Origin of the sequence: Endozoicomonas ascidiicola (assembly GCF_001646945.1) — a bacterium.
In the GTDB taxonomy this organism is placed as follows: Bacteria; Pseudomonadota; Gammaproteobacteria; order Pseudomonadales; family Endozoicomonadaceae; genus Endozoicomonas; species Endozoicomonas ascidiicola.
Window position 1 is genome coordinate 591,599 of sequence record NZ_LUTV01000005.1, and the last position, 25,386, is coordinate 616,984.

The window sequence follows — 25,386 nt, forward strand, 5'->3', positions numbered from 1 at the left end:
GTCAGGTCCTTGGTTGGTCGGCCTCCATGAACAGGAGGCCTTAGCATTTTGTTATTGACTGTTCACAGGAAGCGATGACAAATAGGTGATCAAACCGTTCAGCTCATCATAAGACTTAAGGCTGCCCATGTTAATCAGATAACGGTTGTTGACCATAAAACTTGGAACTGAATGCACAAACTCTCCATAGCGGTTCCACTGCATCAGTGTCATGCCAACGGGTAAGCTGTTTTTCTTAGCGTTGAAATCCGCTTCGCTTAATCCCGCTTTTTCCATACTCTGGAAAAACTCGGCATCGTTCGTCCAATCCCCTTTACGCTCTACATGAATGCGGTTGAACAGTTCTTTTTTTACTGCTGCAAACTGTGGTGTGTTTTGGGTAATCGCCAGAGCGGTGCTGGCTTGTTTGGCGTAGCCGCCCATAAAGTCCATATGGGCTTGGCTAAACCCGATATTCTGGCTGCTTAACCAAGTCTTTAATTCGTTAAGTGGGCCATATTCCCAGCTATAGCATCCACCACAGTACACAGAAAATAACTCAGTTACTGCAGGTTGTGAGCTGGCCTGAAGGCCTTCAATCGTCGTGTAATGTGTGCCTTCCTGAAATGGTGACGCACTGCTTTGTGCAGCCTGAGCAAATGCCATCATCGGCAGTAGGAAGAAAAGGGCAGAAAAAAACTTCTTCATTGATTCTATTGTCCGTTAGTCCTGTAAAAATCAGCCCTTGATCTTAACACTTTTTAACGGTGTGAATTTCAGGGGCGAGTAAATCATTTTTTGGCGGCTTTCCGCGCTCTTGTTTCAGCCAGCAGTGCTTGCTCTTGTTCGACCATGGCAGGGGTTTCGAGGGTGATACGACCCAGCTGACCATCACGAAATTCATTGATCAGGATTTCCGACACTTTGTGGGTATCCGCAATCCCACCACGGCGCATGCAGCCACGACGCTGTCCAATCATATCGAACAGTTCTATGCCCGTTTGCGGCAGGTCTTTTATCTGGTAACGCTTGCTGAGATTTTCTGGGTAATGTTCCAGCATAAACTCTGCCAGATACATCGCCACATCTTCAAACTCAATCACGGTGTTTTTGATGGCACCACTGATAGCCAGACGAAGGCCGCAATCTTCCGGTTCCAGTTTGGGCCATAGGAAGCCGGGGGTATCCAGCAGGATAATGTTGTTGGGCAGTTTTATCCGCTGCTGCTGTTTGGTTACTGCTGGCTCATTACCAGTTCTAGCTACGGTTCGGTTGGCAAGGATATTAATAGTGGTGGATTTGCCGACGTTGGGAATCCCGAGGATTAACGCTTTTAACTGGCTAACGTCCAGATTGCGATCCGGCACCATGGAGGGCGCCATGTCCAGAATACTGCGGATTTTATCCGGCTGTTTCAGGTTGACCGCGATGGCCTTCATGCCGGAGGTGTTGTTGATATGCTCGACCCACTGTTGGGTAATAGCCGGGTCTGCCAAGTCGCTCTTATTGAGTATTTTGATGCACGGTGTATCGCCACGCAGTGATGGCACCATGGGGTTTTCACTGCTGAAGGGCAGTCGGGCATCCAGTACCTCAATAATCAGATCCATCTTGGGAATCTCTTCTCGGATCTCTTTTTTGGCCTTGTGCATGTGGCCGGGGTACCAGTTGATTGCCATGGTTCAGTGCGTCTTTGGTCGATTGAAAGGCCACCATTCTACTATGTATGGGGCGTACACAAAATAAGAAGCTAGGAGCCTGTCGGACTTAGCCGACCGTAGCGAGAAAAAGTCCGGTTTGAGTCAGTTTTTATGCTCGTTTGAGGCGAATAGCGAGCTATTCAACGAAAAGGAGCATAAAAACTGGCCAAATCCGGCTTTTTCGCAGTAGGTCAGTGCTAAGTCCGACAGGCTCCTAGATCTCTCCAACGGTATGAATGCCTAATACATCTCGGTAATAGTGAGCCATCCACTTCAGGCCGTTATGCTGTAGATATTTGATAGGGCGGCGTGCCACTTCTTCGGCCCGCTGTATCGCCTCACGATAACTCATGCCCAGATACAACATCTGGTAAGCACCAATAATCATACCTGTTCGATCGCTTCCAGCCTTGCAGTGCACAAAAACAGCAACAGGTCTGCCATAGTCGCGGTTCATATGCTCGTGCAGTGATTCCACCAGTCGGTATGTCCCCTCTAGAAAAGGGATGTGTGCCAGATGGTGTGCCAGTGCGTGGTGATGATGGTCAGGACTGGAAAGGGCGCCGTAAACTGGGTGATGGATCAGGAGTAAGCGGTCTGGGTGGGTTCTGGCGTAATGTTCTTCTATGCGGAGAAGTGAAGATTCCACCACTGTGTTGAGCAAAGAAATATCAAGAATTAAAAGATTGGGTGGCAGCTCAGCACCATGGATTTTCTCAAGCTCATGGGACATAGAATCCATCAGCTCATCATAAGCAAAGTGGTTATGGGAAAGGGGCATATTGCCTCGAAAGAGGAAATTGCTGTGATGATGGTTTATGTCAACCAGCCTTAGCTTTCTTGGGCTAAAGCGTACTTCATGCTGATGGGAATATGCTTTATCCAGGGCTTCCGATTCGGGAGGCGCGTTAGCACAGATGTTAATGGATAATAGTGCCAGTAATAGATATAACGAAAGCCTCTGAAATATAAGCATAATCACCACTTTTTACTTGATTTGATTGAAAGTTAGAGTCTTTTCATTCTGGGTAGTTTCATGTGGTATTGAATTAATTCATCTTTAATTGGAACTAAATTTGAAAAACTTCACTCTTTGACTGGTATGTATGGCCTCGTACCGTATTGGTGATAGATTTTAGTTGTCGGGTCACGTGGTCTAATCAATAATTTAGAAATTTAAAGGGGTGCTGATTATGGATGGATTATCAAATATTCATGGTACGCATGACAAGTGCTATCAGGTAGGTTCGGTCAGTGGATTGAATGCCGAAGGTGGTGTGAAAAAAGCAAGTGATTATCATTCTGGAAGATGGAATAATTCAACTGTTCATATTGTTCCTGATAAGGCACACAACTCATATAACGTTGTAGGAATGGAAGCATTCCAAGTGGCTGATCAGCAATTTCCTGTTTCCGTACCTGTAGATAAAAAACATGCTTCATCGGCACTGTCAATGAGCTTGAATATGCCTTCAGTAGCTAAAGCCTCGGTTCCCCCTATGTATAATCAAGCTATTGAAAAATCAGTTACTCTGAATAAATCTTATCCGGGGGCTGAAAGCTCTATGCCAGAAAATGCATTCGATGATCATTCTGCCAGGGCTATGGATTTGACAGTCAGAAGGCCAGTGATTGATTTAAAAGTTAATGAAGAGAATGTGCCTTCCATTTCAAGCTTGACGAACGAGGAAAAATACAAACGTAGTAGAGGCAAGAACAAAGCCACTTGCCGAGGGTGGCGGGCGAAAACAAAACTACACAGAGAAGAACAAGAAACGAAAGTTCATAAGTTAAACAAAGATAATGAGGAACTTAGGCTTAGGATTCAAGAATTACGAGAAGAAAAAAACAAGGTTGAAGCTAAGGTTCATGTAATGTTGGGAATAAAAAAGTAGGGGTGGATGCGTAAGTCTTGAGCACAATATACCAGCTAAGAATCTTTGCATGCTGGTATATTACGTACAATGATGTGCGGCTCAATCAATGAGCCGCTTTCCTAGACTGGTTACCCGATCGGTTTTATAACCAAGAGAATGATAAAATGCGATCACTTGCTGATTTGACGTTCGTACCTGCAAGTTAATTTTTGGACAGTCCATGGCGATAAGGCGTTTTTCCAGATCGGCCATCAGTTCTCTGCCAAAACCGTTTCTCTGCCACTGTGGGCAAACAGCCAGATAATTAACCCAGCCTCTATGACCTTCGTAGCCACCCATTACGGAAGCAACAATCTCACCGTTGATCAGGCCTACTAGAAACAAACCGTCGTTTATGGCCACTTTGCGTTTAATGTCTTTCTTCGGGTTATTTTGTGGCACCGTGAGATTGCACTGTTGCCAGAGATTGAGCACTGACTCTGTATCGGCGATGTCAAAATTTCGAATGGTGAGGTTTTGGTCTTTAATTCTGCTTGGCAGCGGATGGGATAGTTCCGATTTATAATCGGGAGATATCCGGGACATACGGAAGCTGTTCACCAGCTTACCATCCTGAAAGGTATCAAAACGGCTTTCGCCTTCTACTTCGAAACCAAAGCGTTCGTAGAGTGTGATGGCGTGATGATTGTCAGTATACACATCCAGCTCTATACGGGTCAGGTTCAACCAGTTATCGGCCAGGTCTACCATCGTGGTCATTAACTGTTTACCAACGCCTTTGCCCTGGGCGTTGTGGCGAACGGTAATGCCGAAACTGGCGCAGTGCTTACGCCTTGGATTCTGGTTAATGATTAACCCAAGGTGACCAACCACTTCGTTACCTGAATGAGCAATCAGCTGTATGTGGTTTTTGTCGTTTATATCGAACATGTTATCCCAATAGGACTGCGATCGATAAGGGATTTGACTGGTATTGCGGGTGACATCCGGATGGCTTAATAATTCACCAATGGCTTTGAGGTCCGATTGTTCGGCATGTCTTACTACTACTTCCATGACATTGTCTCTATTTTTCTTATTGCGAGCTTCAGCTTCTCTGGCTTCAGCTGTCTTTTTGAGTATTGTTATCGGGCGCCATTATATTAGGAAACCATGCTCAATTAATACCAGCAATCATTCGTTTTCGGCGAGAGAAATGCTTTTGTAGCCACCCATGATTCGTAAAAAAGTGGTTAAAAAGCAAATGGCCGCAAAGCTGTAGGCCAAAATGGAAAAGTAATGTGGGAACAGGCAGAAAAGCACAAACAAGAGTATGGTTTCAGTGCCTTCAGCCAAACCACCGAGATAGTACAGTGATTTGTGCTTAAAATGTGGCTCGGTAAGTTGATGTTTTTCAGCCATGATAGCAAACGCCAGAAAGCTGGAACCTGTACCCATAAATGAAAAAATCAGGACGGAAGCTGCCAGTGCATTATTCGTTGGGTCGGCCAGAGCAAAACCCACAACGATCCCGGAATAGAAAATAAAATCCAGAGTGATATCCAGAAACCCGCCGGCATCTGTTGGCTGGTTGAGCCGGGCAAGAGCGCCGTCGAGCCCATCCAAAATACGGTTAATAACAATGGCTATTAATGCCAATGAGTAGGCATTCATTGCCAGTAAAGGGATGGCCAGCATGCCCATGCAAAAACCAGCGACAGTGACCTGATTGGGAGTGATGCCGAATGTGCCCGCTTTCAGAGCAATCTGTTTGAGCGGTATTTGTACCAGTGACGCCGTCCATTTATCGAACATTTCGAATACTTTTCTTTAAGGTTTTAGTGATCAGTATCATAACCCAGCTTGTTAGAATAATGCGCTGAATTGAATTTGCTATCAGCTTGTTTGTTAAGTCGTTTTAGCTTGTGTATATTGCCACGGTTAAAGTTTTCATAATAATGCTCGTCTAAACAATAGATGCAGCGAGACAGCTGGATAGAATTCGATAGGTTGAAAAGGTGGACTTCCTTGCACTTCGACAGTAGCAAACTCAAGGTTGTACGACACGACCCTAAACGCGACCGACTGATTCGTCTGGTGCTGCTGGTATTGGTTACCGTTCTGGGGGGGATTGCCTACTGGTACGGTGGCAGCGATGCCGATCAGACTCTGGATGCAGTTCAAGCGAAGAATGACCTGTTGGTGCGTCAGGCTGAGGCACTTCAGGAAGAAAATGTTGAATTAAAGCAACGTCTGACCATTCTGGAAAGTTCCGGAAAAATGGATAAGGATGCTGTGAATAATGTCCGGCTGATGGTTCGCAAGCTGGAAGAAGAGAAGGAACAGTTGCATAAAGAGCTCTCCTTCTTCAGAAATATTCTGGCGCCAGAGGATTCTTCTACCGGTGTTCGGATTGCCGATTTCAGCCTGCAACAGGGCGAAGTACCAGACAGTTTTAGAATGCGGCTGGTGGTGTCTCAGGTAGCTAGAAGTAATCCTTTTCTGAAAGGTACGCTGTCTTTAACCGTGATAGGTCAAAAGGATGGCAAGAAGCAGACGTTAACCCTAAAGCAGTTGGCCGGCGACAGTGAGGTCTCTACTCGATTGGGTTTTCGTTATTTCCAGGCATTGCCAGCAGATCGGGATTATTTGGATTTCACCCTTCCGAAAGGGTTTGAGCCTTCCGATATAAAGGTTGTGGTACAAATAACAAGCGGCATCAAACAAAGTTTTGAGCAAGTTTATCAATGGGATAAGGAGCTGGTAGCGGATGTTCAGCAAGAGCAAAGAAACGGTTAGTAATGTAAAAAGTGGCAGCACGACTCTGATATCTGCTGAAACCGCTATTACAGGTGATATCAACTTCTCTGGCACCGTACATATCGAAGGCCGGGTGAAAGGTAATATCTCTGCGGAGCACGGTATTCTTACCATCGCTCACAGTGCAGCGATTGAAGGTGATATCCGTGCCCAGCGTGTGGTGATTGATGGTCATGTCCGCGGCAATGTATTTGCTGAGGAGCATCTGGAACTGGCATCCCGCGCGGTGATCACGGGTAATGTGTTCTACAGTGTGATTGAAATGACCAAGGGTTCTCAAGTGAACGGTAGCCTTGAGTATCACCCGAATGGCGGTTTTGCAGGGCCTCAGTTGCTGGAAAATACTCAAAGCTCCGAGCATGAAATGGATATCGTGCTTGAAGCAGATAATTGACGTTGAGAGTGAGACTGAAGGTTGATGAGTAGTGATTGGTAGTTGACTAAAATAGTCGGTTACTTTGATAATGTCCGCCAGATGAGGAATTAACGGGCTGCTGCACTTAATATACCCATTGGATTTCAAGTTGCTACTAGGCGAAAAGAGAGCGAAGCCTTTAGGCCCTCGGGTCCCGTGAGCCTACAAGTAGTGGTGATCGGGGTGAGCGAACGCTGACAACAGCGTAGCAACTTGAAAGGCGATGGGTATAATTTGCGGCGGCGCGGGAGGGTCAATGAGCGTAGTAGAAACAGTGATGCCTGATCCAATCAGTGTTACAGCCGCTGCGGCCAAGCGGGTTTGTGAGCTGCTGGCGGATGAAACTGATGAAAACCAGCGGCTGCGGGTGTATGTCACCGGCGGTGGCTGCTCTGGTTTTCAGTATGGTTTTACCTTTGATAATCAAATGGCGGAAGACGATACTTTGATTCTCAGAGATGGCGCTCCGGTGGTGATTGATTCGTTGAGCTATCAGTATCTGGTGGGCGCTGAGGTGGATTATGAAGAAGGGCTGGAAGGTTCCCGATTTATGGTGAAAAACCCGAATGCCAAAGCCACCTGCGGTTGTGGGTCGTCTTTTTCCATATAACCGTATAAGAGGTTGTTGCCAAAGCTCTGGTTCCCATGCTGTGCGTGGGAACCCAAACTTCTAACTATTTGAATATTTAGTGTATACATTCCCACGCTGGAGCATGGGAACGAGTTGGTTGAGAGTTTTGCGACACCCCCCCATAAGTAATAAAAAAGGTCTGATTTTTCATCAGGCCTTTTTTATGGGTATTAAACCAGCTTCGCCATTGATGCTTTCAATGTACTGGCAGACTCTTGAATMCCCGCCAGTTCATAATCGTCCAACGTTGGTGTGATGGTGCTTTCCACGCCATCGCTGCCAATAATCGTTGGCAAGCTCAGACAGACGTCCTCGATACCGTATTCTCCATTCAAGCGAACCGTTACCGGTAGAACTGCACGTTGATTGTTACGCACAGTGCGGATGATATTGGCGATCACCAGGCCAATGGCCCAGTTGGTATAACCTTTGTTGGCAATGATGTCGTAGGCGGCGGTTTTAACCTGGGAGGCAATCTCAGCCAGAGCCTGCGAGTTATAGTCTACTCCGTTGATGGTGTTACCTCTGATGCCAAGACCGGCAACATGGGCAGAACTCCAGACCGGAATTTCTGAATCGCCGTGTTCGCCAAGAATATAGGCATGCACCGACTGAGGCGATACGTGGTAGTGGGAAGAAAGCAGCGTGCGAAAGCGAGAGGTATCCAGCAACGTACCTGTACCAATGACTAGGTTATTTGGCCGCTGACTTAAGTTCTGCATCGCGTGAGTAAGAATATCCACCGGGTTACTGGCAATCAGCAGCATGGCCTCTGGCGCATGGTGGTCCAGCTCTTTTGCGATACTCTCAAACACTTTGATGTTTCGTTGAAGCAGCTCTAAGCGACTTTCATCCGGGCTGGATTGGCCAACGCCCGCACAAATCACAATAATACCGGCACCTTTCAGGCTGGAGTAATCGCCTGCACTGACTTCGCAGCGCCCGACTAACGGCTGACCGTGCATCAGATCCAATGCTTCTCCACGGGCGCGGCCTTCATTTTTATCCACAAGAACAATTTCGTTGGCCAGTTTTTGTTGGAAGAGAGAGTAGGCGGCGGCCATACCCACAAACCCTGTGCCTATAACGCCGATTTTATTCATGTTCATGGAGGGTTACCTGCAGACTGAAACTTTAGAAAAGTGTCGTGTATTGCCAGTATAGTTAAATGGGGATGGAGCGTCAGGCAGGATAAACACCACCAAGAACCCGAAGGTTGTTGGCTCCAGTAACTTCAGGAAGGTTGCCTGGCAAGTTAAGAATACGCTGCTTTGCCAACCATGCAAAGGCAATGGCTTCAACCCATTGTGGATCAACGCCCAGGGCGTTGGTGGCGTTTATGGCTACATTTGGAAGCAGCTCTTGAAGCATAGCCATCAATGTAAGGTTGAAGGCTCCGCCACCGCAGGTGAAGAGTTCTGTAGTGTCTGGCGCGTATTGTTTAATAGCGTCTGCGATGCAGCTCGCTGTCAGGCTGCACAGAGTGGCCTGAACCACTTCCGGAGATAAATGACTAAAGTCGTTTAATCGGGATTCAAGCCAATTCGGATTAAACAGCTCACGTCCAGTGCTTTTAGGTGGAGCCTGGTGGAAAAAAGGGTCGCTCAGTAACGCCGCCAAGAGCTCCGCGTTAAACATTGCTTTTGCTGCATGTCGACCACCCTCGTCAAAAGGTGTTTGCCAATGCTTCTGGCACCAATAATCCATTAGCAGATTTCCGGGGCCAGTATCAAAACCGCTAACCTGACTGCTACCGGCAGGAAGAATGGATACATTACTGATGCCGCCTATATTAACCACCACCCGATCACTGTCGCTGGTGAAAACGGCATGGTGAAAAACGGGCACTAAAGGAGCCCCCTGACCGCCAGCGGCCATATCACGACGACGAAAATCGCCAACCACTGTGATGCCGGTCAGTTCTGCTAACAGGTTTGGATCACCAATTTGCAGGGTGTAACCGAGTTCTGGCATATGCCGGATGGTTTGCCCATGGCTGCCAATGGCTTGGATTTGATCCGGTTGTAACGAGGCTTTATTGAGGAGAATGTTGACGGCATCAGCAGCGACCCGGGCAATGGCCGGGTCAACTTCTGCCATCAAGCGTATTTCATCATCACCAGGTTGGCAGAGCTGTTGGATGTTAGCCCGAAGCTCTGTTGGCCATGGTAAGGAGTGTGTTGCCAGAACTCTGGGGTGGTCTTTATCGAATTCAACCGCAACGGCATCCATGGCATCGAGGCTGGTACCCGACATAAGACCCACATAAATATCTGGCATGGTTTTCCTTATTGGGTAGCCACCAATGTTTCGGTTTGTTTCTCAAGCCGCGCAACCATGCGCTCAGACACTTTCTTGAAGCTGGCCATCTCTTTACTGTCAATCGGTGCCGCGTCAGGCAGCTTAACAGTCATGGGATTACGATGGACGCCATTGACCCGGAACTCATAATGTAAGTGAGGCCCGGTTGCCCAACCAGTCTGGCCAACATAGGCAACGGTTTGGCCTTGGCGCACTTTTTGTCCTTTTCTCAGCCCCGCCAGCTTATTAGCGTGGGCATAGATAGTAACAATGTTGTTGGGATGCTCAAGATAGACGACGTTACCATAACCATTCTGACGACCGGAGAATTTTACCCGTCCATCGCCTGCTGCTTTGATCGGGGTATTCGTTGGTGCTGCGTAATCCACACCGCGATGAGGCCTTTTTGTTTTGAAGACCGGGTGCAGCCGATTTGGGTTGAACCGGGAACTGATGCGGGTAAAATCAACCGGCGTTCGCAGGAAGGCTTTTCTCATACTATTGCCATCAGGGGTGTAGTAACCCGAGTCGCCATTACTGTCGGTATAGCGAATGGCGGTATAGGTGGTGCCCTGATTAGTGAAGCTGGCAACTAGAATATTACCGTCGCCCAGTTTGTCGCCATCCAGATATTTTTCTTCGTAAATCAGGTTAAAAGAGTCACCACTGCGGATGTCGAGTACAAAATCGATATCCCAGCCAAAAATACCGGCCAGTTCCATGGTCAGGTTGTCTGATAAACCGGCTTTCTGACTGGCACTAAATAGAGAGCTTTCGATAGTTCCACTGGCGTAAGTTGGGCGAACTTCAGGAGACAGAGATACCAACTCGGCCTGATAACCCTCATCACCTTTCGTGAAGAAGATGCTGTCCAGTTTGGACTGCACATATCTCAGTTGGGTCAGTATGCCCTGATCGTTGATACGAAACTCCAGGCTTTGGCCAGGGCGGATTCGTGCCAGAAGGTCACCGTATTTTGGTGTATTCGCCACCTGATAAACAACGGTGGGGCTTAGACTTTGCTTAGAGAAAAGGGCTGCGACGTTGTCACCACTTTTGATCGTGACGTTGTGCCATTGACCCAGTTGTTTTTCCGGGTCGTAGGCTGTTTTTGCCAGAGCTTTCGCTTCTTCCTGAGCCTTGCTGTCTTCTTTGTTGCTCAGAAAAGGGTTGCCAAGGGTTAGAGGGCGAGTGTCAGCAGAGGGCTCAACACCGTCGATGGTCATCGGAATTTCGGAACGCTTCGCTTCAACGTCTGAAGAAGGCAGCAGAGCCATCATTCCCATGACCCCGATTGCGACAGAGCTTGCCAGTAGCAAGTGTCGCTTGGGAAACTGTTTCAGGCGCTCATTCGTTCGAGTAGCGCCTCTAAGGATGGCTTTATTCATTAAAGGTGTTAACGCTGTGTTTAATATGCAAAATCTGATAGTACATATTCAAATTATAACGATAAAAAAACTCAGAAGTCATATATACATAAAGATCTGTCAGGATAGCTTCGTTAAATGCTGATCCAGATCATTTTTTGATCTAAACGTCTGAGAAGTTACTGATTCCCCTTCATCTAGTGCCAGAAGGTGTGATCAGGCTCACATCATAAGTGCGCATCATAAACAGTATCTGAGAACGCCGATGATGACCATTACACTATGTTTACTCTGGCCTTATCACGAGTTATCTTCCAAAAAACAGACCTCTTTACCCTTTCTTTTTCTTACTTCTTTTCCATTATTGCTGAGCAGGCATTTGTTCTTGAGGCGTTTTGTTGTATTTTGAGCGGCTTGATTTTAAGTGTTCAGCGCCAGTTGAACACATTGATTGTGTGCAGGAAAAGCTCATGTCCGATAGTCAGAACCCGTTGCTTAATGATTTGCAAGCCCGCCAGTTGATCGCGCAGACCACAGCGGTTGAAGAACTGGATGCACATCTCAGTGAACAGCCACGGGTGCTTTATTGTGGCTTTGATCCCACTGCAGACAGCCTTCATCTGGGTCATCTGGTGCCTTTGTTGGTACTTAAACGTTTTCAGGAGGCTGGTCACAAGCCTATCGCGCTGGTGGGTGGTGCTACCGGTTTGATTGGTGATCCGAGTTTTAAAGCCGCTGAGCGTCAGTTGAATACGCCAGATGTGGTTTCTGGCTGGGTCGAGAAAATCAAAGGCCAAGTCAGCCAGTTTATCGACTTCGATTGTGGAGATGCTTCTGGTTTTAATAGCGGAGCGATCGTTGCTAACAATTTGGATTGGACGGCAGAACTGAATGTCCTCGATTTCCTCCGGGACATTGGCAAGCACTTCTCGGTCAACGCCATGATCAACAAAGAATCCGTTCAGCAGCGTCTGAACCGTGAAGGTGCCGGTATTTCTTTCACCGAATTCTCCTACGCGTTGCTGCAGGGAATGGACTTTGCCGAGTTGAATCGTCGTCACGATTGTACCCTCCAGGTCGGTGGTAGCGATCAGTGGGGCAATATTGTTGGTGGTATCGATCTGGCCCGTCGTCAGAACAAAGCTCGTACCTTTGGTTTAACGGTTCCGCTGATCACCAAATCCGATGGCACCAAGTTTGGTAAAACCGAAGGTGGCGCCATCTGGCTGGATCCGAGCAAAACGTCGCAGTATGCGTTCTACCAGTTCTGGATGAACACGGCAGATGCCGATGTGTATCGCTTCCTGAAGTTCTTTACCTTCCTGTCCATGGAAGAGATTGATGCGATCGAGAAAGCCGATGCTGAACGTCAGGGACGCCCTGAAGCCCAGCAGATTCTTGCCCGTGAAGCCACACGTCTGGTGCACGGTGAGGACGGTTTACAAGCCGCAATTCGTATAACCGAAGCGCTGTTCTCCGGTGATATCTCCAGCTTGTCTGAGGCGGATATGGAACAGCTGAAGCAGGATGGGTTGCCAAGCGCTACCATCGAGCGAGAAGGTTTGGCAGAAAAAGCCATGACTCAACTGTTCGCCGATGTCGGCATGGTGAAATCAGGCAAACAGGTGAAGGATGCCCTTGGTAACAATGCAGTATTCTTCAATGGTGAGGCTCGCGGCGCGGCAGATAACATGAATCTGCCAGAATGTTTTGCTGCAGAAAAAGCCATGTACGGCCGCTTCTTCTTGGTGAAATTAGGTAAGAAAAATCACTTTTTGTTTGAAGTGATTTAAGCGTCAGTGTTTGAAGAGGCGTGCTTTACGCCTCTTCAAATTTGATACATTGATACCGGAAACATTCCATATCTTTAGGCCATAAGCCCGGCGACATCCCCGCTTTATTTTTCAAATGCGCAAGAAATTGTCTTGGGTTTGGCAGTTGCTTCCAGACTTGGGGCAGAAACGTTGCTGAATAATCCGCATTACGAATTAATAAACCATCTGTTCCTGGTCGCAACTGCTTCAGAAGATCTTTTTCATCGTCAATTTGCATTTGTTCCTGGGGGGTGAGAATGGAAATCTCCACAGAAATCTCAGTGAGTTCATTTTCTGTTACCGGAGGGAATCGTGGGTCACGAAAGGCGCTGGCAAAGGCGTTCTGAACCACGTCGTCCAGTAATGCACGATGAGCCTGAGTCGAACCTATGCAGCCGCGTAAATTTCCTTGTTTCTGCAACGTGACGAAGCAAGCGCCCTGATGTTTGAAAAAGTCCGATTGTTCGGCATCTTGTGCTTCCAGTTCTGGTGGAAAACCTTCACACCCTTTGCTGATGGTTTTTCGGGCAATGCGCAATAGTTCTCTTTTGTCATGTTCTGATGGTGAAATCTGCAAAATAGTATTCCTGATTCAGGCTTCTGATTATGAGTTTTATCGTCCGTCCATTGATCTGCTTAAAGGGGGGCTGCTGACAAGGAATCTAATGAAAACAGATCTGCTGAAAAGGGATTTACTGAATGACAAAAGCGCCATAACCCACAACTCTGTTTTTATCCACAACAGTCTCGCCCGCGGTATCGTAAGAATTGCGCACATCCAGCGTAATTACTTCCATCCCCCGACGCTGTGCAACTGTCAGTATGCCGTTCACAGGATAGCAGCCACAGGCCTGACCACCCATTAGATTGGCGTTTAATTGCTCGATGGCTTTTACCGTTTTGCTATCACGAATGCAGGCTTCTTCATAATGATGAAAATGGCTGAGATCGGAGCTGATCAGAATCAGAGTTTCATCGCCACCCCACAGTTGATCAATCACTTCTGCCACCGCCAGAGGCGAGGCATCACCGACCACGATGGGGATTAATTTAAAATCATTCAGGCATTGTTGTAGAAAGGGGCATTGCACTTCCAGGCTGTGCTCAAACTGATGGGCTTTATCCATCATGTGCACGTGGCGATTGGCGCTCAATGTTTTAATGGCATCTGTATCTAATGGAATATTGCCCAGTGGCGTCGCAAAAGCCTCGACCGAAGGCGCCGCCATTCCTCGAACCGCAACCCGATGGGCAGGGCCAAGTAATACCACTCTGGATATTTTATCCCTCATAGATTCCAGCAAGCGATAGGCACTGGCGGCCACCGGGCCGGAATAAATGAAACCCGCATGGGGAACAATCATCACCTTCGGTGAAAGATCTCGCGGTTGCGCTTCTGCCAGCAGGGTGGTGACCATTTCCTGAAGAGTATCTGGCGAGCCGGGGTAAAAGGTCCCGGCAACGGCGGGTTGGCGAATGTTCATGATGTAACTCCCCGGTTTTGGAAGAATTAAACGTGCATCCTGTAATAACGGCGGTCGATAGCAGTACCTATAATCATAGTCTTATGGATTGAGGATCACAGGCAATGATCGCCCAGAGAGAGACAACACCTGCCGGTAATGTAATCACTAACTACTGGCATAAATTGGATGATGGCAGAATCCAGTGTGATGTTTGCCCAAGAGCGTGCAAACTGAGAGAAGGGCAACAAGGGCTCTGTTTTGTTCGCGCCTGTGAAGATGACCAGATTGTGTTAACCAGTTACGGTCGCTCCAGCGGCTTTTGTATTGATCCCATTGAAAAGAAACCACTGAACCATTTTCTGCCGGGCACTCCGGTGCTTTCTTTTGGAACCGCTGGTTGCAACCTTGCCTGTAAATTTTGTCAGAACTGGGATATGAGTAAATCCCGCCAAATGGACACCTTGGCAGATCAAGCTTCACCGGAACAACTGGCAGCCGTTGCGGCAAAAACCGGCTGTCGATCATTGGCGTTTACCTATAACGACCCGGTGATCTTTATGGAGTACGCCATTGATGTTGCCCAGGCCGCGGCGGAAAGGAATCTGAAATCCGTCGCCGTAACGGCGGGTTATATGTGTGACAAACCGCGAGAAAAGTTCTTTCGATACATGGATGCCGCCAATGTGGATTTAAAAGCCTTCACGGAACGTTTTTATCAAAAAATCTGCGGCGCTTCATTGCAGGCGACGTTAGAAACTCTGCTCTATTTAAAACACGAAACCTCGGTGTGGTTTGAATTAACGACGCTATTAATTCCCGGAGAAAACGACTCCGACCAGGAATTACACGCCATGTGCCAGTGGATTGTTGAAAATCTGGGTGTGGATGTACCCATTCACTTTACCGCGTTTCACCCGGACTGGAAGATGATGAATCACGCCAGAACACCTGCTTCTACACTCACCAGAGCACGGCAGATTGCCCTGAACAGCGATATGCGATACGCCTATACGGGCAATGTTCACGACAGTGAAGGCGGCAGCACGCACTGCCACCAATGCAACAGCGTACTGCTTGAGCGGGATTGGTATGTGTTGGGAGTCTGGGGGATTGATGCTTCAGAAGGTAAGGGAGCTTGCCAGAACTGTGGTGCAGCGGTTGCCGGGGTGTTTGAATCGCAGCCTGGCACATGGGGCACTCGTCGTGTTCCTATAAAAATGGTTTCATGATTGGAACTATCAGCTCGCGTTGATGTCTACGCTGCTTCATTCATAGATTGGTTTGCTTAATTCACTCTGAAACGTATTATAAAAATAATGATTTCAGGATGAACTCAAAAAATCCCCATTATGGCTAATCGAATCTCCATCAAGGATGTGATCGAAGCCAACAAATGTGAGCAGTGCACTGCCCTTTGTTGTTCTTATATCACCCAGGAAATAGACACCCCTCGATCGATTTATTCTTTTGATACGTTGCTTTGGCAAGTGGCTCATCAGGGTGTTCATGTTTTTAAAGACAGTAATGGCTGGTTTCTATTGTGCCAGACCCGTTGTCAGTTTTTATTGCCGGATAACCGCTGTGGTATTTATGAACGCCGGCCTATTATTTGCCGGGAACACAGCCATGAAGCCTGTGAGTTTGATTCCCCCATCGACGAAGGTTGTGAGCTGTATTTTCAGACCTTTGATGAGTTGGACGAATACTGTCGTAAACGTTTCAAACATTGGGATAAGCGACAAGCTAAGTTTGAAGCGGAACAGGTGAGGTTGGGGGTTTGGTAGGTTGTGTTTGATGCTCTCTGAAGAGCCCTCACGCACCTAGTTCCAATGCTCCGAGGCTGTCGCAAAACTCCAGAAACCTCGTTCCCATGCTTCGTGTGGGAATGCATACGTGAGTCAGCAGGCATGCAGATTTTAGCTTATGGGGATTCAGAGGGTTGAGGTATGCATTCCCACGCGGGAGCGTGGGAACGAGGCCAAGAATTACCGACATCTCGCAGGCTTGTAGGTACTGATTGTCGGCACCCCTTTGGCTTACCGACCTACGTGACTCCAGAAACCTCGTTCCCATGCTTCGCGTGGGAATGCATACGTGAGTGAGCAGGTATGCAGGGTTTAGCTTGTGGGGATTCTGAAGGTTGGGGTATGCATTCCCACGCGGGAGCGTGGGAACGAGGTCAAAGAATTACCGACATCTCGCAGGCTTGTAGGTACTGATTGTCGGCACCCCTTTGGGTTACCGACCTTGTGACTCCAGAAACCTCGTTCCCATGCTTCGCGTGGGAATGCATACGTGAGTGAGCAGGTATGCAGGTTTTAGCTTATGGGGGTCAGAAGGTTGGGGTATGCATTCCCACGCGGGAGCGTGGGAACGAGGTCAGAACCAGATCTCCATTTGAGCACCGTATGTCCAGCCATCGGTATCCTTACCAAAGGTGTTCATGATTTCATTCTGAGTTGTGTAGCCGCCATACTGTAAGCCATCTGAAGTACATGTTGATGTTTTCGGACCTCCATGACACATGTCATCCCATTTTGCATAAGTAGCGAAGGCACGAATCTGTGGTCTAACCATATTGCCAAACGATGGGTGGAATTGCTGGGCAATGGTGAACTTCGTAAGCTTGCTTTTCTTATCTCTTTCTTTAGTTGCACCGGGAGCTGCCAGAAACGATGTTTTAACTTGGTCATAACCAAGTTCAATTGCTGTACTCGTTATATCATTCCAATTCCATGAAGGGCGAATACCTGCTGTTATCCACTTGATTTTGTTTTCATCTTGAGTGGCTAAATATTTGTCATTCTTCACTTCTGTGTAGCCAACGACATACATAACATCCAGCTTTGGCATTAGAGAGATTGCACCGTGATCTAAGATACGCCAGAACTTATCACCATCAAAATTATTGTTGGTTTTTATTTCAGTCCCAGAAGCACCGATACCAGGGGCAGTCATTGCATCTGTGGCATATTGAGCAACAAATTTGTTACTTCCGCCCATAATGTTCCAAGTTAGCTCACCGGTGAGTAGCCAGCCATCTTTGTCGTCTTTTTTTGTTATTGGATTTTTATCTTCAGGACTGCCTTTACCGTAATCGACTCCTAGCTCTAGAGCGAGATTTTCCATTAATCTGATATCATTCCATCTTACATCCAAGATGTTAGTTGTTACAGAGCTTGTTTTTGGAGTAGTGCCTGAGTCGGATCCTTTATCGTTTCTCACCCACGCAACATCTAAGTTACCCATCCCAATATCAATATTCTGAATACCCGCACCAGGCCCTGACATATTCCAATAATAGAAATCGATCATATGTACATCATGGCGCTGATAAAACCGTTTACCAGCCCAAAGCATTGCGCCAAGTAAGGCATCACCAAACACATTTGTCGCTTGAATATTCATCTCGCGGAGTGTTGTATCTGTATTCCCCTCGTCTGCTTGCCCAGCGGTCACATAGGAGACATTAGTATCCAGATAGAACTTTATACCGTTCTGGTCGTAAAGGTTGGCACCAAATTTCAGCTCTGCATAGGTTTCACACTCATTACCCAAACGATATTTTGAAGGAGCTCCGGCCGCTTTAAAGCACAGCTGCTCGCCACCTTTGTTAGTGCTGCCAATACCGGAGCGCGCATAGGCTGAAAAGTCGATATCATCGCCACTATAGGAAGCCATCGCCCCCGCAGAAGCAGAAGCCAACGCAACCACCCCACAACATTGGCAGGTCAGCCGAGTCAGTGAAGCAACAATAGCGGATAAAGGGTTTAACTGTGGTTCAGTACTGTCAGGGCGTTCGGATAAATGCCTGGAGAGCATGTTTAGCCTACCTTTTCGTTCTCCGGCTCTCTCTTACGCCTTCTGGTTGAAAGAGTAAGGCAACATAAAAAAGAGAGCCAAGTGTGAATGTGTAAAAAGTGCGGCCTGCCATCCGTGCAGTAAGTAGTAATAAAACGCCGTTTAAAAATAGCAGGCTGAATGGTTTAGCCAGCTTCGACGAAAAATTGTAGGTAATCCTGTTTATAATGCTCCGTACAATTGCGGAGACTCCTAAGAATTTAGTTCAGGGTCTAGAATAGGGCAAAAAAATGGTGATGTTTTTTGTGCGTCGCACTTTGTAAGGTAGACGGCTCAGAGCGTATAGGTATGTCGTATATTGTGAACTGGGGTGTCTGTTTTTTAGTCAGTAGTGACAGGCGGGAAAACCGCAAATTATCACACTCAAGGAAAATAAAAATAAGTCAGCAATTGTCGCATATGACGCGGTATCCGCGGGTGGGTATGATGTTTGCATATTTTGTACCTGCTTTTGTAATTCTGATTTTTTTAACTAAGAAGAGTCTGCTCCGATCCTGCGTTTTTACTGGTGTCGCTAAGTGGTGTTCACCGATGTTTTGTGTGCAGTGGGCAGGCTGATTTAATGGATTGAGGAACGGTTATGCACCCACTTGCCGGTCAACCCGCAAGCGACGATCAGTTGGTCAATATCCCGCGGTTAATCAGTGACTATTACACTGTTATTCCCTTGGACACTCCGGATCTGGGCATCAGTCAGCAGAAAGTGGCCTTTGGTACTTCTGGCCATCGGGGCACAGCAGCCAATGGCTCGTTTAATGAAGCTCATATTCTTGCCATTAGCCAGGCTATTTGTGAATACCGACACCTTCAAGGTATTGAAGGACCGATCTTTGTGGGCATGGATACCCATGCGCTTTCTGAGCCGGCGTTAATCAGTTCGGTCGAAGTGTTTGCCGCCAATGGGTTGGAGATCATGATCGATAAAGATCGTGGCTACACGCCAACGCCCGTTATTTCTCATGCCATTGTCTGCTATAACCGCGAGCATTCAGCACTGGCGGATGGTGTCGTCATCACGCCGTCCCATAACCCGCCGGAAGACGGTGGCTTTAAATACAATCCACCCCACGGTGGGCCTGCGGGCACGGAAGCGACGAAATGGATTGAACATCGTGCCAACGATTTGATAACTGATAAGCTAGCCGGTATTAAGCGGGTGACGTTTAATCAGGCGCTGCAAAGCGGAAAAGTGCACCAATACGATTATGTAACCCCCTACGTTGCGGATCTTGAAAATGTGTTGGATATGGAAGCCATTGCAGGTTCTGGATTGAACATCGGTGTTGATCCATTGGGAGGCTCAGGGCTTTATTACTGGGAACCGATTGCTGAGCGTTATGGATTGAATTTAACCATGGTCAGTAAAAAGGTCGACCCCACCTTTTCATTTATGCATCTGGATAAAGACGGCAAGATCCGGATGGACTGCTCATCTGAATGTGCAATGGCAGGTTTGATCAAGCTGAAGGATAATTTTGATATTGCGTTCGGAAATGATCCGGACTTTGATCGTCACGGTATCGTCACCCGCAGCCATGGTTTATTAAACCCGAATCATTATCTGTCTGTCGCCATTCAATATTTATACTCACATCGTCCGTTATGGTTGTCTGATGCAGCCATTGGCAAGACACTGGTTTCCAGTGGGATGATCGATCGGGTGGCTGCAGGGTTGGGTAGGCAAGTAATTGAAGTGCCTGTTGGTTTTAAGTGGTTTGTGGACGGGCTATCAACAGGCTCAATGGCCTTTGGTGGCGAGGAAAGTGCCGGCGCAAGTTTTCTTCGAAAGGATGGCGGTACTTGGTGTACTGATAAAGACGGCTTCATCATGGCACTACTGGCAGCAGAAATCACCGCGGTGACCGGAAACGATCCCGGCGAGCACTATCATGCGCTAACACAGAAATACGGTGCGCCGGTGTATCAGCGATTGGAGGCACCGGCAAACAGTGAGCAGAAAGCGGTGCTCTCTGCATTGCACCCAGATCAGGTTAAGGCGGGCACGTTGGCGGGTGACCCAATAACAGCAAGATTGACCCATGCGTCAGGCAATGGGGAAGCTATCGGCGGTTTGAAGGTGGTGACTGACCGAGGTTGGTTTGCCGCTCGGCCTTCAGGCACTGAATCGGTTTATAAAATTTATACCGAGAGCTTTGACGGGGAGGCACATTTGGCAAGTCTTCAAGAAGAAGCAAAAGCAATGGTGGCAGAAGTATTTAAGGCCAGCGGCGTGTAATATTGATTGGAGCATTCTTTCTTGTTTGTAAGCTGGTGCTTCAATCGGGCGCCAGCTTTTTTTGTTGTTGAGACATAAGTCTCAGTCGTTTCATTGATATTCTGTGGGAGGTGTTCAGGGCATGCTTTTGGCTACTAAAAGCTAATTCACTGTCGTAGGATAATTAATCATCATGTGCATGGTTGCTATTATTTGCCATGAAAGGATTCAAATTTAGGAATCATGACCCGCAATGATTCCCGGCGAAGGTAGGTCTCTTTTGCAATGAAAATTCTGTTAGCCGTCTCAGAATTGGCTGGTATTGTCAAAAATGGAGGTCTGGCTGATGTTGCCAGTGCTCTGGCATTCTGGATGAAAAAGCTTGGGCATGATGTTCGTGTGGTGATGCCCGGCTATCGAGAGGCTCTAGACTCTTTAACGACGGATGTTGTCGGGGTTGGCGAAGTGATTGTAAGCCCATGGTTCCGAACAGGGTATGCGATTAGAGAGGGCGATTTTCAGGGTATACCGGTTTATTTTATTGAACACAGTCACTACTTCGATCGCGCAGGCCTTTATACCGTCGATGGGGAAGGGTTTGGGGATAATGCGGAGCGTTTTGCATTTTTCTGCCGTGCCGCTCTCCCTGTGTGTGAAATGGTGGATTTTCAGCCTGATGTTATTCATGGCCATGATTGGCAGTCTGGGCTGTTGTCGTTTTATTTGAAAGTCCATGAGGGAAGTAATCCTTTCTTCTTTAATACAAGGTCAGTTATGACTATTCATAACGGCGCCTACCAGCAGTCCATTGATGGCTTTATGATGGGTAAGCTGGGAATTGATCCGCAGTACTTTACACCTGATTATTTTAAAGAGGGCAACCGTATTAATCTGTTAAAAGGTGGTATTGCCTTTTCAGACAAAATAACAACAGTCAGCCCCGGTTATGCGAAGGAGTTACTTACCGAAAAAGGCTCCCATGGTTTGTCTCATATTCTTCAGCGGAGGCAGCAGGATTTTTCCGGCATATTGAACGGTTGTGATTATGAACACTGGGATCCTGCGACAGATGCCTTATTGCCGGCTACATACTCCATAGACAATTTAGAAGGGAAAAGTATCTGTAAGCGCACGCTGCAGGAAAGTTTACGCTTGAAGGTTGATTCCGAGGTCCCGATATATGGGATGGTCAGCCGATTAAGTGAGCAGAAGGGTTTTGCCTACCTTGTACCGGTTCTTTGGGAGTTTTTGCAGAAGGATATACAGGTGGTGCTTCAGGGGTCAGGTGATCAGGCTGTGGCGAAAGAGCTTGATCACCTTTCACGGGTCTTCCCTGATAAGTGCAAGTTCATTGAGGCTTACGACAATCGTTTAGCGCATCTTATTGAAGCGGGCTCTGATTTCTTTCTTATGCCTTCTCTTTTCGAGCCTTGCGGCTTGAATCAGCTTTACAGTATGAGGTACGGAACGTTACCGATTGTCAGAGCGGTTGGTGGTCTTGCTGATACGGTTACCGGCTTTATGGATGGCAATATGGAGGCGACGGGCTTTATGTTCGGGTCTGCAGCCCCTTCTGCTTTATTGAATAGTCTGAATCAAACGGAAGTCGTTTATCGTGATCAAGAGATAATGGATAGGTTGATAGCTAATGCCATGTCGACATCGTTTTCTTGGGAGCATTCTGCCAGAGAATATCTGACAGTGTATACCTCTATCGAATGACGTTGGCTGTAGGTTAGCTATGAACCTTTCTCACACCATTGCAGGTTGGGTAGTTGGTGCATACCCAGCATTCTAGACCGGCTTTTGGTCCAGAGGTCAGCGTTTTCAGCTTCATGGGCTGTTTGCACTTCGGGCAATTTGGGTCGACAATTGCTTTTACTTCTCTCACTGTTTCTCTGGGGGCGGTGATTTCAAAGTCGAGACCATCATTGTCTTCAATGCCACAACTGGAAAGAACAGTTCGGCTAAGTTCTGTTATGTCTCTCCAGGGTTTTGCTTCATATTCCAGTAATGGCAAATCAGCTGACTTACACAGTTGGCGCAAGACGCGGTACTTTTTGGCGGTTTGCTTTTGACGATAAGGTATCAGGTTTATAACACAACCAATTTCCATATTCTTACGATGGTAGAGCGTAAAATCAAAGCGCTGGTAGCTTTGAGCACAAAGGGTAAGCGACAACTTGTCTAGCCAGCTGGTTTCAAAAACATCGATCACAGGAAGGGATGGCAGAATCAAAAGATGACGATGGACAGCTATATCCAGTTGACCCAGAAACGCACGCTTTTCGTTATCAAAAAGTTGTTGGCGAACGGTGGCTGTGATGGATCTTGAGTAGAGCCAGAAGAGCGCAGTAAGGAAGGATAGAAAAAAAACGCCCGAAAGAGCAAGTGATACGTTGTCCAGCTGCACTGTACTACCTTGTTTTGGATTTATGAATCAATAATCCACTTATTTTAACGCATAAGCGGGTATGAAGACATGCAAGGCTGAAACGGTGAGACAATGGCTAAAAGAGAATGGCCAAAAGAAAATCGCTTGATTGACTATTTGTTGTCAGGTTTGCCAATTGTTGCATATCTGACAGGATATAATAGTCACTATTATTCTCTTTTCATAATAGAGATATTTCCACAATGACTATTCATTAAGGATGATCATTGTGGAGGAATACCCTTTCAGTTCCTGTCTGAGCGCTTTTATGCTGTCAGGCAGAAACGGACTCTTCCTGAGTGGCTGGTGAGCCTGAAGATGCTTCATTAGTATTGCTACTGCCATCCGGCACAACCTTTGTAGCAATAAGCCCTTTGGGGCCGTGTCCAATCTCGAAGTTGACAACCTGGCCAGCTTTCAGAGTCTTGAAGCCTTCCATATCAATAACAGAGTAATGGATCAGAACATCCTGATTCTCTGTCTCTTCCATAGCCTGAATAAAGCCATAACCCTTTGGGTTATTGAACCATTTGACTGTACCTACCAGCATAGCTTCCATTTCCTTCTTGGTCGCTTCCATACAGCTTATTTACCTTCAAATATTACATTGAAGGAACTGCTGAGAAACTGCAACCCTTGTTGTTGTTTTTTTTGGTTATTCATTGTTATTAATCAAAAGTGTCTTCCGTGTCACTTTATCCCTCCATTTCTGACTGAGTCGGGGTTGATCTATCAGTCTACATGCGAAGGGAATTTACAATATAACATCATAAATTGCCTCTTTAACAGTGTTGGTATGGCTTTATGTTCTGATTTCTCATAAAAAACCAAGCATTCTATTGAACACTGGTTATGCATTTGGTTTTTTGCTGCATCTGGAGTGTCAATTTTCACTGGTGAACTAGAATTACCAGCTTCTTTCACCAAGAGAAGATATTGATGGCACAACACGTTCATCATTGTGTTGGGGATAATGACAGCAAATTGTGCGTCGCTATTATCATAAAGCTAGCGTTAAGCGGCGTTCAGATGCTTGGTGGCAGTTTGTCGGGCAGCCTTTGTTTGATAGCCGATGCGTTACACAATCTTGGTGATTCCGGCTCTATCTTACTGGCTTTGATCGCCAGAAAGGTTGGGCGTAAAGCCCCGGATTCACACATGACATTTGGCTATTGTCGTGCAGATATTCTTGGTGGCCTGGCAAACAGTTTGATTTTGTTGGCAGTGGGCGTCTATCTGATCGTTGAAGCGGCTGAGAAATACTTTTCTCCTGCGGATGTTGATGGCTGGGTTGTGCTCTGGATTGCCGGTGTCGCTTTGCTGGTCAATACGGCAACGGCCGTTCTGACGTATCTGACCGGTGCTCGAGGCAGTATCAATATTAATGCGGTTTTTATTCACAGTGCCTCTGATTCTGTGGCTTCTCTCGTGGTTATTATTGCAGCAGTGTTTATGATTAATTATCAGCTGCATATTTTTGATGTGATTGCGACGTTGGGAATTTCAATATATGTGCTGTTCAATGGCACAAAATTGTTTAGGCGTTGCATTAGTATTCTGATGCAGGGGGTTCCCAAAGGTATCAATATTGATCGAGTCAAATTGAAGATTGGGGAGTTAGATGGCATTGAGCAGGTAGAGCAGCTGCATATCTGGCAGCTTGACGACAGGCACCTGTTTTGTGATGCGATCATCGTTTGTAAGGGAGAAATTCAGGAAACTGTGAAAGAAGAGGTAAGAGAGTTTATGGGACAAAGATACGCTATACGCAACTGCACTTTGGAAACCAGAGTGATCTAGTGTAGTGCGCCGTTCTTTTTGCTGCTTAAGCGGCAATTAGCTCGAACTACCTTCTCCAGTATGTCATTAGCCTTGGCTGTCCATATAAACGGCTTGGGCTTCTCGTTATGTTTTTCGATATATTCCTCTATTGCCTCCACAAGCTCTGGAACACTTTTGAATACCCCTCGACGTAAACGCTGTGTGGTTAAATCTCGGAAAAACCTCTCAACCATGTTCATCCATGAAGCTGATGTCGGTGTAAAGTGAACGTGGAATCGCGAGGTGAGGCTTAAGGCCATGGGCTTTCCATATGCGACGCACGCTTGTCGCACTAATGCCAGCGGCTTCAGCCATAGAGCGAGTGCTCCAGTGAGTAGCATTATCCGGCTTTGTTTGAGTGGTCAAACGAACGATTTCCGTAGCATCAATCTGTTCGTTAAATCAATCCGGGCTTGTGCAACAACCGGATAAGATTGCGGCTAAGCGCAATCTATCCTTATTCGTTACGACCACCACGAGGAAGGTCTTTCTCTATTCCCCGAAAACCTTCAGCTACATAACGAACTCGCCAAYGGCTTACTTGTCCCCGTTCGATATTTAWTGCTTCCGCAATTTCAAGATTGGTTTTTCCATCTGCAGCCAAAAGAATAATTTTAGAACGACGGGCAATGCGTACAGAGCTTTTATTTGACGACGATAGACGTTTTAAACCAAAACTCACTTGAAACCATCGGTTTTATTTTGG

25 protein-coding genes and 1 pseudogene are annotated in these 25,386 nt (G+C 47.0%); 10 read left to right on the forward strand and 16 right to left on the reverse strand.

The genetic code is table 11. The features are described 5' to 3' along the window. Positions 1-51 precede the first annotated feature (51 nt). The 3 genes from AKL11_RS16345 to AKL11_RS16355 all read right to left on the reverse strand — a co-directional run bounded on the left by AKL11_RS16345 (position 52) and on the right by AKL11_RS16355 (position 2,655). Positions 52-687 (reverse strand): thioredoxin domain-containing protein, encoded by a 636-nt coding sequence (locus tag AKL11_RS16345; protein WP_067519342.1) that lies wholly within the window; start codon positions 685-687, stop codon positions 52-54. A gap of 83 nt (positions 688-770) precedes the next feature. Further along, positions 771-1,658 carry a ribosome biogenesis GTPase YlqF gene (gene ylqF, locus AKL11_RS16350; RefSeq protein ID WP_067519344.1) on the reverse strand — a complete coding sequence of 296 codons (888 nt, stop codon included), beginning with the start codon at positions 1,656-1,658 and terminating at the stop codon, positions 771-773. 235 nt (positions 1,659-1,893) lie between these two features. Further along, positions 1,894-2,655, reverse strand: a complete 762-nt coding sequence (locus tag AKL11_RS16355) for a tyrosine-protein phosphatase (RefSeq protein ID WP_095210442.1) — start codon at positions 2,653-2,655, stop codon at positions 1,894-1,896. Positions 2,656-2,872: 217 nt separating this feature from the next. Between AKL11_RS16355 and AKL11_RS16360 the strand changes: the two genes are divergently transcribed. Continuing rightward, a complete protein-coding gene (locus tag AKL11_RS16360; RefSeq protein ID WP_067519349.1) occupies positions 2,873-3,574 on the forward strand; it encodes a bZIP transcription factor in 702 nt (233 codons plus the stop codon). Between the two features lie 81 nt (positions 3,575-3,655). Here the strand turns inward: AKL11_RS16360 and AKL11_RS26300 are convergent, their stop codons facing one another. Both AKL11_RS26300 and AKL11_RS16370 read right to left on the reverse strand, forming a co-directional pair. After that, positions 3,656-4,612, reverse strand: coding sequence for a GNAT family acetyltransferase (locus AKL11_RS26300; RefSeq protein WP_095210443.1), 957 nt, complete (start codon positions 4,610-4,612; stop codon positions 3,656-3,658). A 117-nt stretch (positions 4,613-4,729) separates the two neighbouring features. Beyond that, positions 4,730-5,350, reverse strand: a complete 621-nt coding sequence (locus AKL11_RS16370) for a CDP-alcohol phosphatidyltransferase family protein (protein WP_067519351.1) — start codon at positions 5,348-5,350, stop codon at positions 4,730-4,732. Between the two features lie 213 nt (positions 5,351-5,563). Between AKL11_RS16370 and AKL11_RS16375 the strand changes: the two genes are divergently transcribed. The 3 genes from AKL11_RS16375 (at position 5,564) to erpA (ending at position 7,380) form a co-directional block, all read left to right on the forward strand. Continuing rightward, positions 5,564-6,334 carry a DUF6776 family protein gene (locus tag AKL11_RS16375; RefSeq protein ID WP_067519353.1) on the forward strand — a complete coding sequence of 257 codons (771 nt, stop codon included), beginning with the start codon at positions 5,564-5,566 and terminating at the stop codon, positions 6,332-6,334. Beyond that, positions 6,306-6,749 (forward strand): bactofilin family protein, encoded by a 444-nt coding sequence (locus AKL11_RS16380; RefSeq protein WP_067519355.1) that lies wholly within the window; start codon positions 6,306-6,308, stop codon positions 6,747-6,749. Before AKL11_RS16375 ends, AKL11_RS16380 begins: the two co-directional genes overlap by 29 nt. A gap of 277 nt (positions 6,750-7,026) precedes the next feature. Beyond that, a complete protein-coding gene (gene erpA / locus AKL11_RS16385) occupies positions 7,027-7,380 on the forward strand; it encodes an iron-sulfur cluster insertion protein ErpA (protein ID WP_067519358.1) in 354 nt (117 codons plus the stop codon). 191 nt (positions 7,381-7,571) lie between these two features. Here the strand turns inward: erpA and AKL11_RS16390 are convergent, their stop codons facing one another. The 3 genes from AKL11_RS16390 to AKL11_RS16400 all read right to left on the reverse strand — a co-directional run bounded on the left by AKL11_RS16390 (position 7,572) and on the right by AKL11_RS16400 (position 11,090). Continuing rightward, positions 7,572-8,510 (reverse strand): L-lactate dehydrogenase, encoded by a 939-nt coding sequence (locus AKL11_RS16390; RefSeq protein WP_067519360.1) that lies wholly within the window; start codon positions 8,508-8,510, stop codon positions 7,572-7,574. Between the two features lie 73 nt (positions 8,511-8,583). Next, positions 8,584-9,681 (reverse strand): anhydro-N-acetylmuramic acid kinase, encoded by a 1,098-nt coding sequence (locus AKL11_RS16395; RefSeq protein ID WP_067519363.1) that lies wholly within the window; start codon positions 9,679-9,681, stop codon positions 8,584-8,586. Between the two features lie 8 nt (positions 9,682-9,689). Then, the gene (locus tag AKL11_RS16400; RefSeq protein ID WP_067519365.1) at positions 9,690-11,090 is read right to left on the reverse strand and encodes an OapA family protein; all 1,401 of its coding nucleotides are present in this window, start codon (positions 11,088-11,090) and stop codon (positions 9,690-9,692) included. A gap of 449 nt (positions 11,091-11,539) precedes the next feature. Between AKL11_RS16400 and tyrS the strand changes: the two genes are divergently transcribed. Beyond that, on the forward strand, positions 11,540-12,862 hold the full coding sequence (gene tyrS, locus AKL11_RS16405; protein WP_067519367.1) for a tyrosine--tRNA ligase: 1,323 nt from the start codon (positions 11,540-11,542) through the stop codon (positions 12,860-12,862). Positions 12,863-12,887: 25 nt separating this feature from the next. Here tyrS and amrA read toward each other — a convergent pair whose 3' ends face one another. Then, positions 12,888-13,460 (reverse strand): AmmeMemoRadiSam system protein A, encoded by a 573-nt coding sequence (gene amrA / locus AKL11_RS16410; RefSeq protein WP_067519370.1) that lies wholly within the window; start codon positions 13,458-13,460, stop codon positions 12,888-12,890. A gap of 115 nt (positions 13,461-13,575) precedes the next feature. Next, entirely contained in the window at positions 13,576-14,367 is a 792-nt protein-coding gene (gene amrB / locus AKL11_RS16415; protein WP_172807308.1) for an AmmeMemoRadiSam system protein B, read from the reverse strand. A gap of 104 nt (positions 14,368-14,471) precedes the next feature. Between amrB and amrS the strand changes: the two genes are divergently transcribed. Both amrS and AKL11_RS16425 read left to right on the forward strand, forming a co-directional pair. Next, the gene (amrS, locus tag AKL11_RS16420) at positions 14,472-15,578 is read left to right on the forward strand and encodes an AmmeMemoRadiSam system radical SAM enzyme (protein ID WP_067519375.1); all 1,107 of its coding nucleotides are present in this window, start codon (positions 14,472-14,474) and stop codon (positions 15,576-15,578) included. 120 nt (positions 15,579-15,698) lie between these two features. Next, complete coding sequence (locus AKL11_RS16425; RefSeq protein ID WP_067519378.1) at positions 15,699-16,133, forward strand: YkgJ family cysteine cluster protein; 435 nt, start codon at positions 15,699-15,701, stop codon at positions 16,131-16,133. Positions 16,134-16,728: 595 nt separating this feature from the next. On the opposite strand, the gene AKL11_RS16430 is transcribed toward AKL11_RS16425, so the two are convergent. Beyond that, positions 16,729-18,171, reverse strand: a complete 1,443-nt coding sequence (locus AKL11_RS16430) for a maltoporin (protein WP_095210444.1) — start codon at positions 18,169-18,171, stop codon at positions 16,729-16,731. 619 nt (positions 18,172-18,790) lie between these two features. On the opposite strand from AKL11_RS16430, the gene pgm reads away from it, so the two are divergent. Together pgm and AKL11_RS16440 are read left to right on the forward strand one after the other, a co-directional pair. Beyond that, a complete protein-coding gene (gene pgm / locus AKL11_RS16435) occupies positions 18,791-20,446 on the forward strand; it encodes a phosphoglucomutase (alpha-D-glucose-1,6-bisphosphate-dependent) (protein WP_067519380.1) in 1,656 nt (551 codons plus the stop codon). A 264-nt stretch (positions 20,447-20,710) separates the two neighbouring features. Beyond that, positions 20,711-22,147 (forward strand): glycogen synthase, encoded by a 1,437-nt coding sequence (locus AKL11_RS16440; RefSeq protein WP_067519382.1) that lies wholly within the window; start codon positions 20,711-20,713, stop codon positions 22,145-22,147. Positions 22,148-22,160: 13 nt separating this feature from the next. Here the strand turns inward: AKL11_RS16440 and AKL11_RS16445 are convergent, their stop codons facing one another. Together AKL11_RS16445 and AKL11_RS26505 are read right to left on the reverse strand one after the other, a co-directional pair. Next, positions 22,161-22,838: a DUF2726 domain-containing protein gene (locus tag AKL11_RS16445; protein WP_067519384.1), complete on the reverse strand. Its 678-nt coding sequence runs from the start codon at positions 22,836-22,838 to the stop codon at positions 22,161-22,163. A gap of 295 nt (positions 22,839-23,133) precedes the next feature. Next, positions 23,134-23,439 carry a cold shock domain-containing protein gene (locus AKL11_RS26505; protein ID WP_281180494.1) on the reverse strand — a complete coding sequence of 102 codons (306 nt, stop codon included), beginning with the start codon at positions 23,437-23,439 and terminating at the stop codon, positions 23,134-23,136. Positions 23,440-23,798: 359 nt separating this feature from the next. On the opposite strand from AKL11_RS26505, the gene AKL11_RS16455 reads away from it, so the two are divergent. Further along, entirely contained in the window at positions 23,799-24,659 is an 861-nt protein-coding gene (locus AKL11_RS16455; protein WP_067519387.1) for a cation diffusion facilitator family transporter, read from the forward strand. Here the strand turns inward: AKL11_RS16455 and AKL11_RS26305 are convergent. The 3 genes and pseudogenes from AKL11_RS26305 to AKL11_RS26025 all read right to left on the reverse strand — a co-directional run. Beyond that, a pseudogene (locus AKL11_RS26305) lies at positions 24,656-24,919 on the reverse strand (IS630 family transposase); the annotation flags it as partial. The gene AKL11_RS16455 and the pseudogene AKL11_RS26305 sit on opposite strands and share 4 nt — an antisense overlap. Then, complete coding sequence (locus tag AKL11_RS26020; protein WP_216636614.1) at positions 24,867-25,046, reverse strand: hypothetical protein; 180 nt, start codon at positions 25,044-25,046, stop codon at positions 24,867-24,869. The pseudogene AKL11_RS26305 and the gene AKL11_RS26020, both read right to left, overlap by 53 nt. A 91-nt stretch (positions 25,047-25,137) precedes the next feature. Continuing rightward, positions 25,138-25,362 (reverse strand): helix-turn-helix domain-containing protein, encoded by a 225-nt coding sequence (locus AKL11_RS26025; RefSeq protein WP_067519389.1) that lies wholly within the window; start codon positions 25,360-25,362, stop codon positions 25,138-25,140. Positions 25,363-25,386 lie beyond the last annotated feature (24 nt).

Excerpts from the sequence above, each read along its gene's own strand:
- AKL11_RS16345 (WP_067519342.1), bottom strand. The coding sequence starts at position 687 with ATGAAGAAGTTTTTTTCTGCCCTTTTCTTCCTACTGCCGATGATGGCA.
- ylqF (WP_067519344.1), bottom strand. The coding sequence starts at position 1,658 with ATGGCAATCAACTGGTACCCCGGCCACATGCACAAGGCCAAAAAAGAG.
- AKL11_RS16355 (WP_095210442.1), bottom strand. The coding sequence starts at position 2,655 with ATGCTTATATTTCAGAGGCTTTCGTTATATCTATTACTGGCACTATTA.
- AKL11_RS16360 (WP_067519349.1), top strand. The coding sequence starts at position 2,873 with ATGGATGGATTATCAAATATTCATGGTACGCATGACAAGTGCTATCAG.
- AKL11_RS26300 (WP_095210443.1), bottom strand. The coding sequence starts at position 4,612 with ATGGAAGTAGTAGTAAGACATGCCGAACAATCGGACCTCAAAGCCATT.
- AKL11_RS16370 (WP_067519351.1), bottom strand. The coding sequence starts at position 5,350 with ATGTTCGATAAATGGACGGCGTCACTGGTACAAATACCGCTCAAACAG.
- AKL11_RS16380 (WP_067519355.1), top strand. The coding sequence starts at position 6,306 with ATGTTCAGCAAGAGCAAAGAAACGGTTAGTAATGTAAAAAGTGGCAGC.
- erpA (WP_067519358.1), top strand. The coding sequence starts at position 7,027 with ATGAGCGTAGTAGAAACAGTGATGCCTGATCCAATCAGTGTTACAGCC.
- AKL11_RS16395 (WP_067519363.1), bottom strand. The coding sequence starts at position 9,681 with ATGCCAGATATTTATGTGGGTCTTATGTCGGGTACCAGCCTCGATGCC.
- AKL11_RS16400 (WP_067519365.1), bottom strand. The coding sequence starts at position 11,090 with ATGAATAAAGCCATCCTTAGAGGCGCTACTCGAACGAATGAGCGCCTG.
- tyrS (WP_067519367.1), top strand. The coding sequence starts at position 11,540 with ATGTCCGATAGTCAGAACCCGTTGCTTAATGATTTGCAAGCCCGCCAG.
- amrB (WP_172807308.1), bottom strand. The coding sequence starts at position 14,367 with ATGAACATTCGCCAACCCGCCGTTGCCGGGACCTTTTACCCCGGCTCG.
- amrS (WP_067519375.1), top strand. The coding sequence starts at position 14,472 with ATGATCGCCCAGAGAGAGACAACACCTGCCGGTAATGTAATCACTAAC.
- AKL11_RS16425 (WP_067519378.1), top strand. The coding sequence starts at position 15,699 with ATGGCTAATCGAATCTCCATCAAGGATGTGATCGAAGCCAACAAATGT.
- AKL11_RS16430 (WP_095210444.1), bottom strand. The coding sequence starts at position 18,171 with ATGCTCTCCAGGCATTTATCCGAACGCCCTGACAGTACTGAACCACAG.
- pgm (WP_067519380.1), top strand. The coding sequence starts at position 18,791 with ATGCACCCACTTGCCGGTCAACCCGCAAGCGACGATCAGTTGGTCAAT.
- AKL11_RS16440 (WP_067519382.1), top strand. The coding sequence starts at position 20,711 with ATGAAAATTCTGTTAGCCGTCTCAGAATTGGCTGGTATTGTCAAAAAT.
- AKL11_RS26505 (WP_281180494.1), bottom strand. The coding sequence starts at position 23,439 with ATGGAAGCGACCAAGAAGGAAATGGAAGCTATGCTGGTAGGTACAGTC.
- AKL11_RS16455 (WP_067519387.1), top strand. The coding sequence starts at position 23,799 with ATGGCACAACACGTTCATCATTGTGTTGGGGATAATGACAGCAAATTG.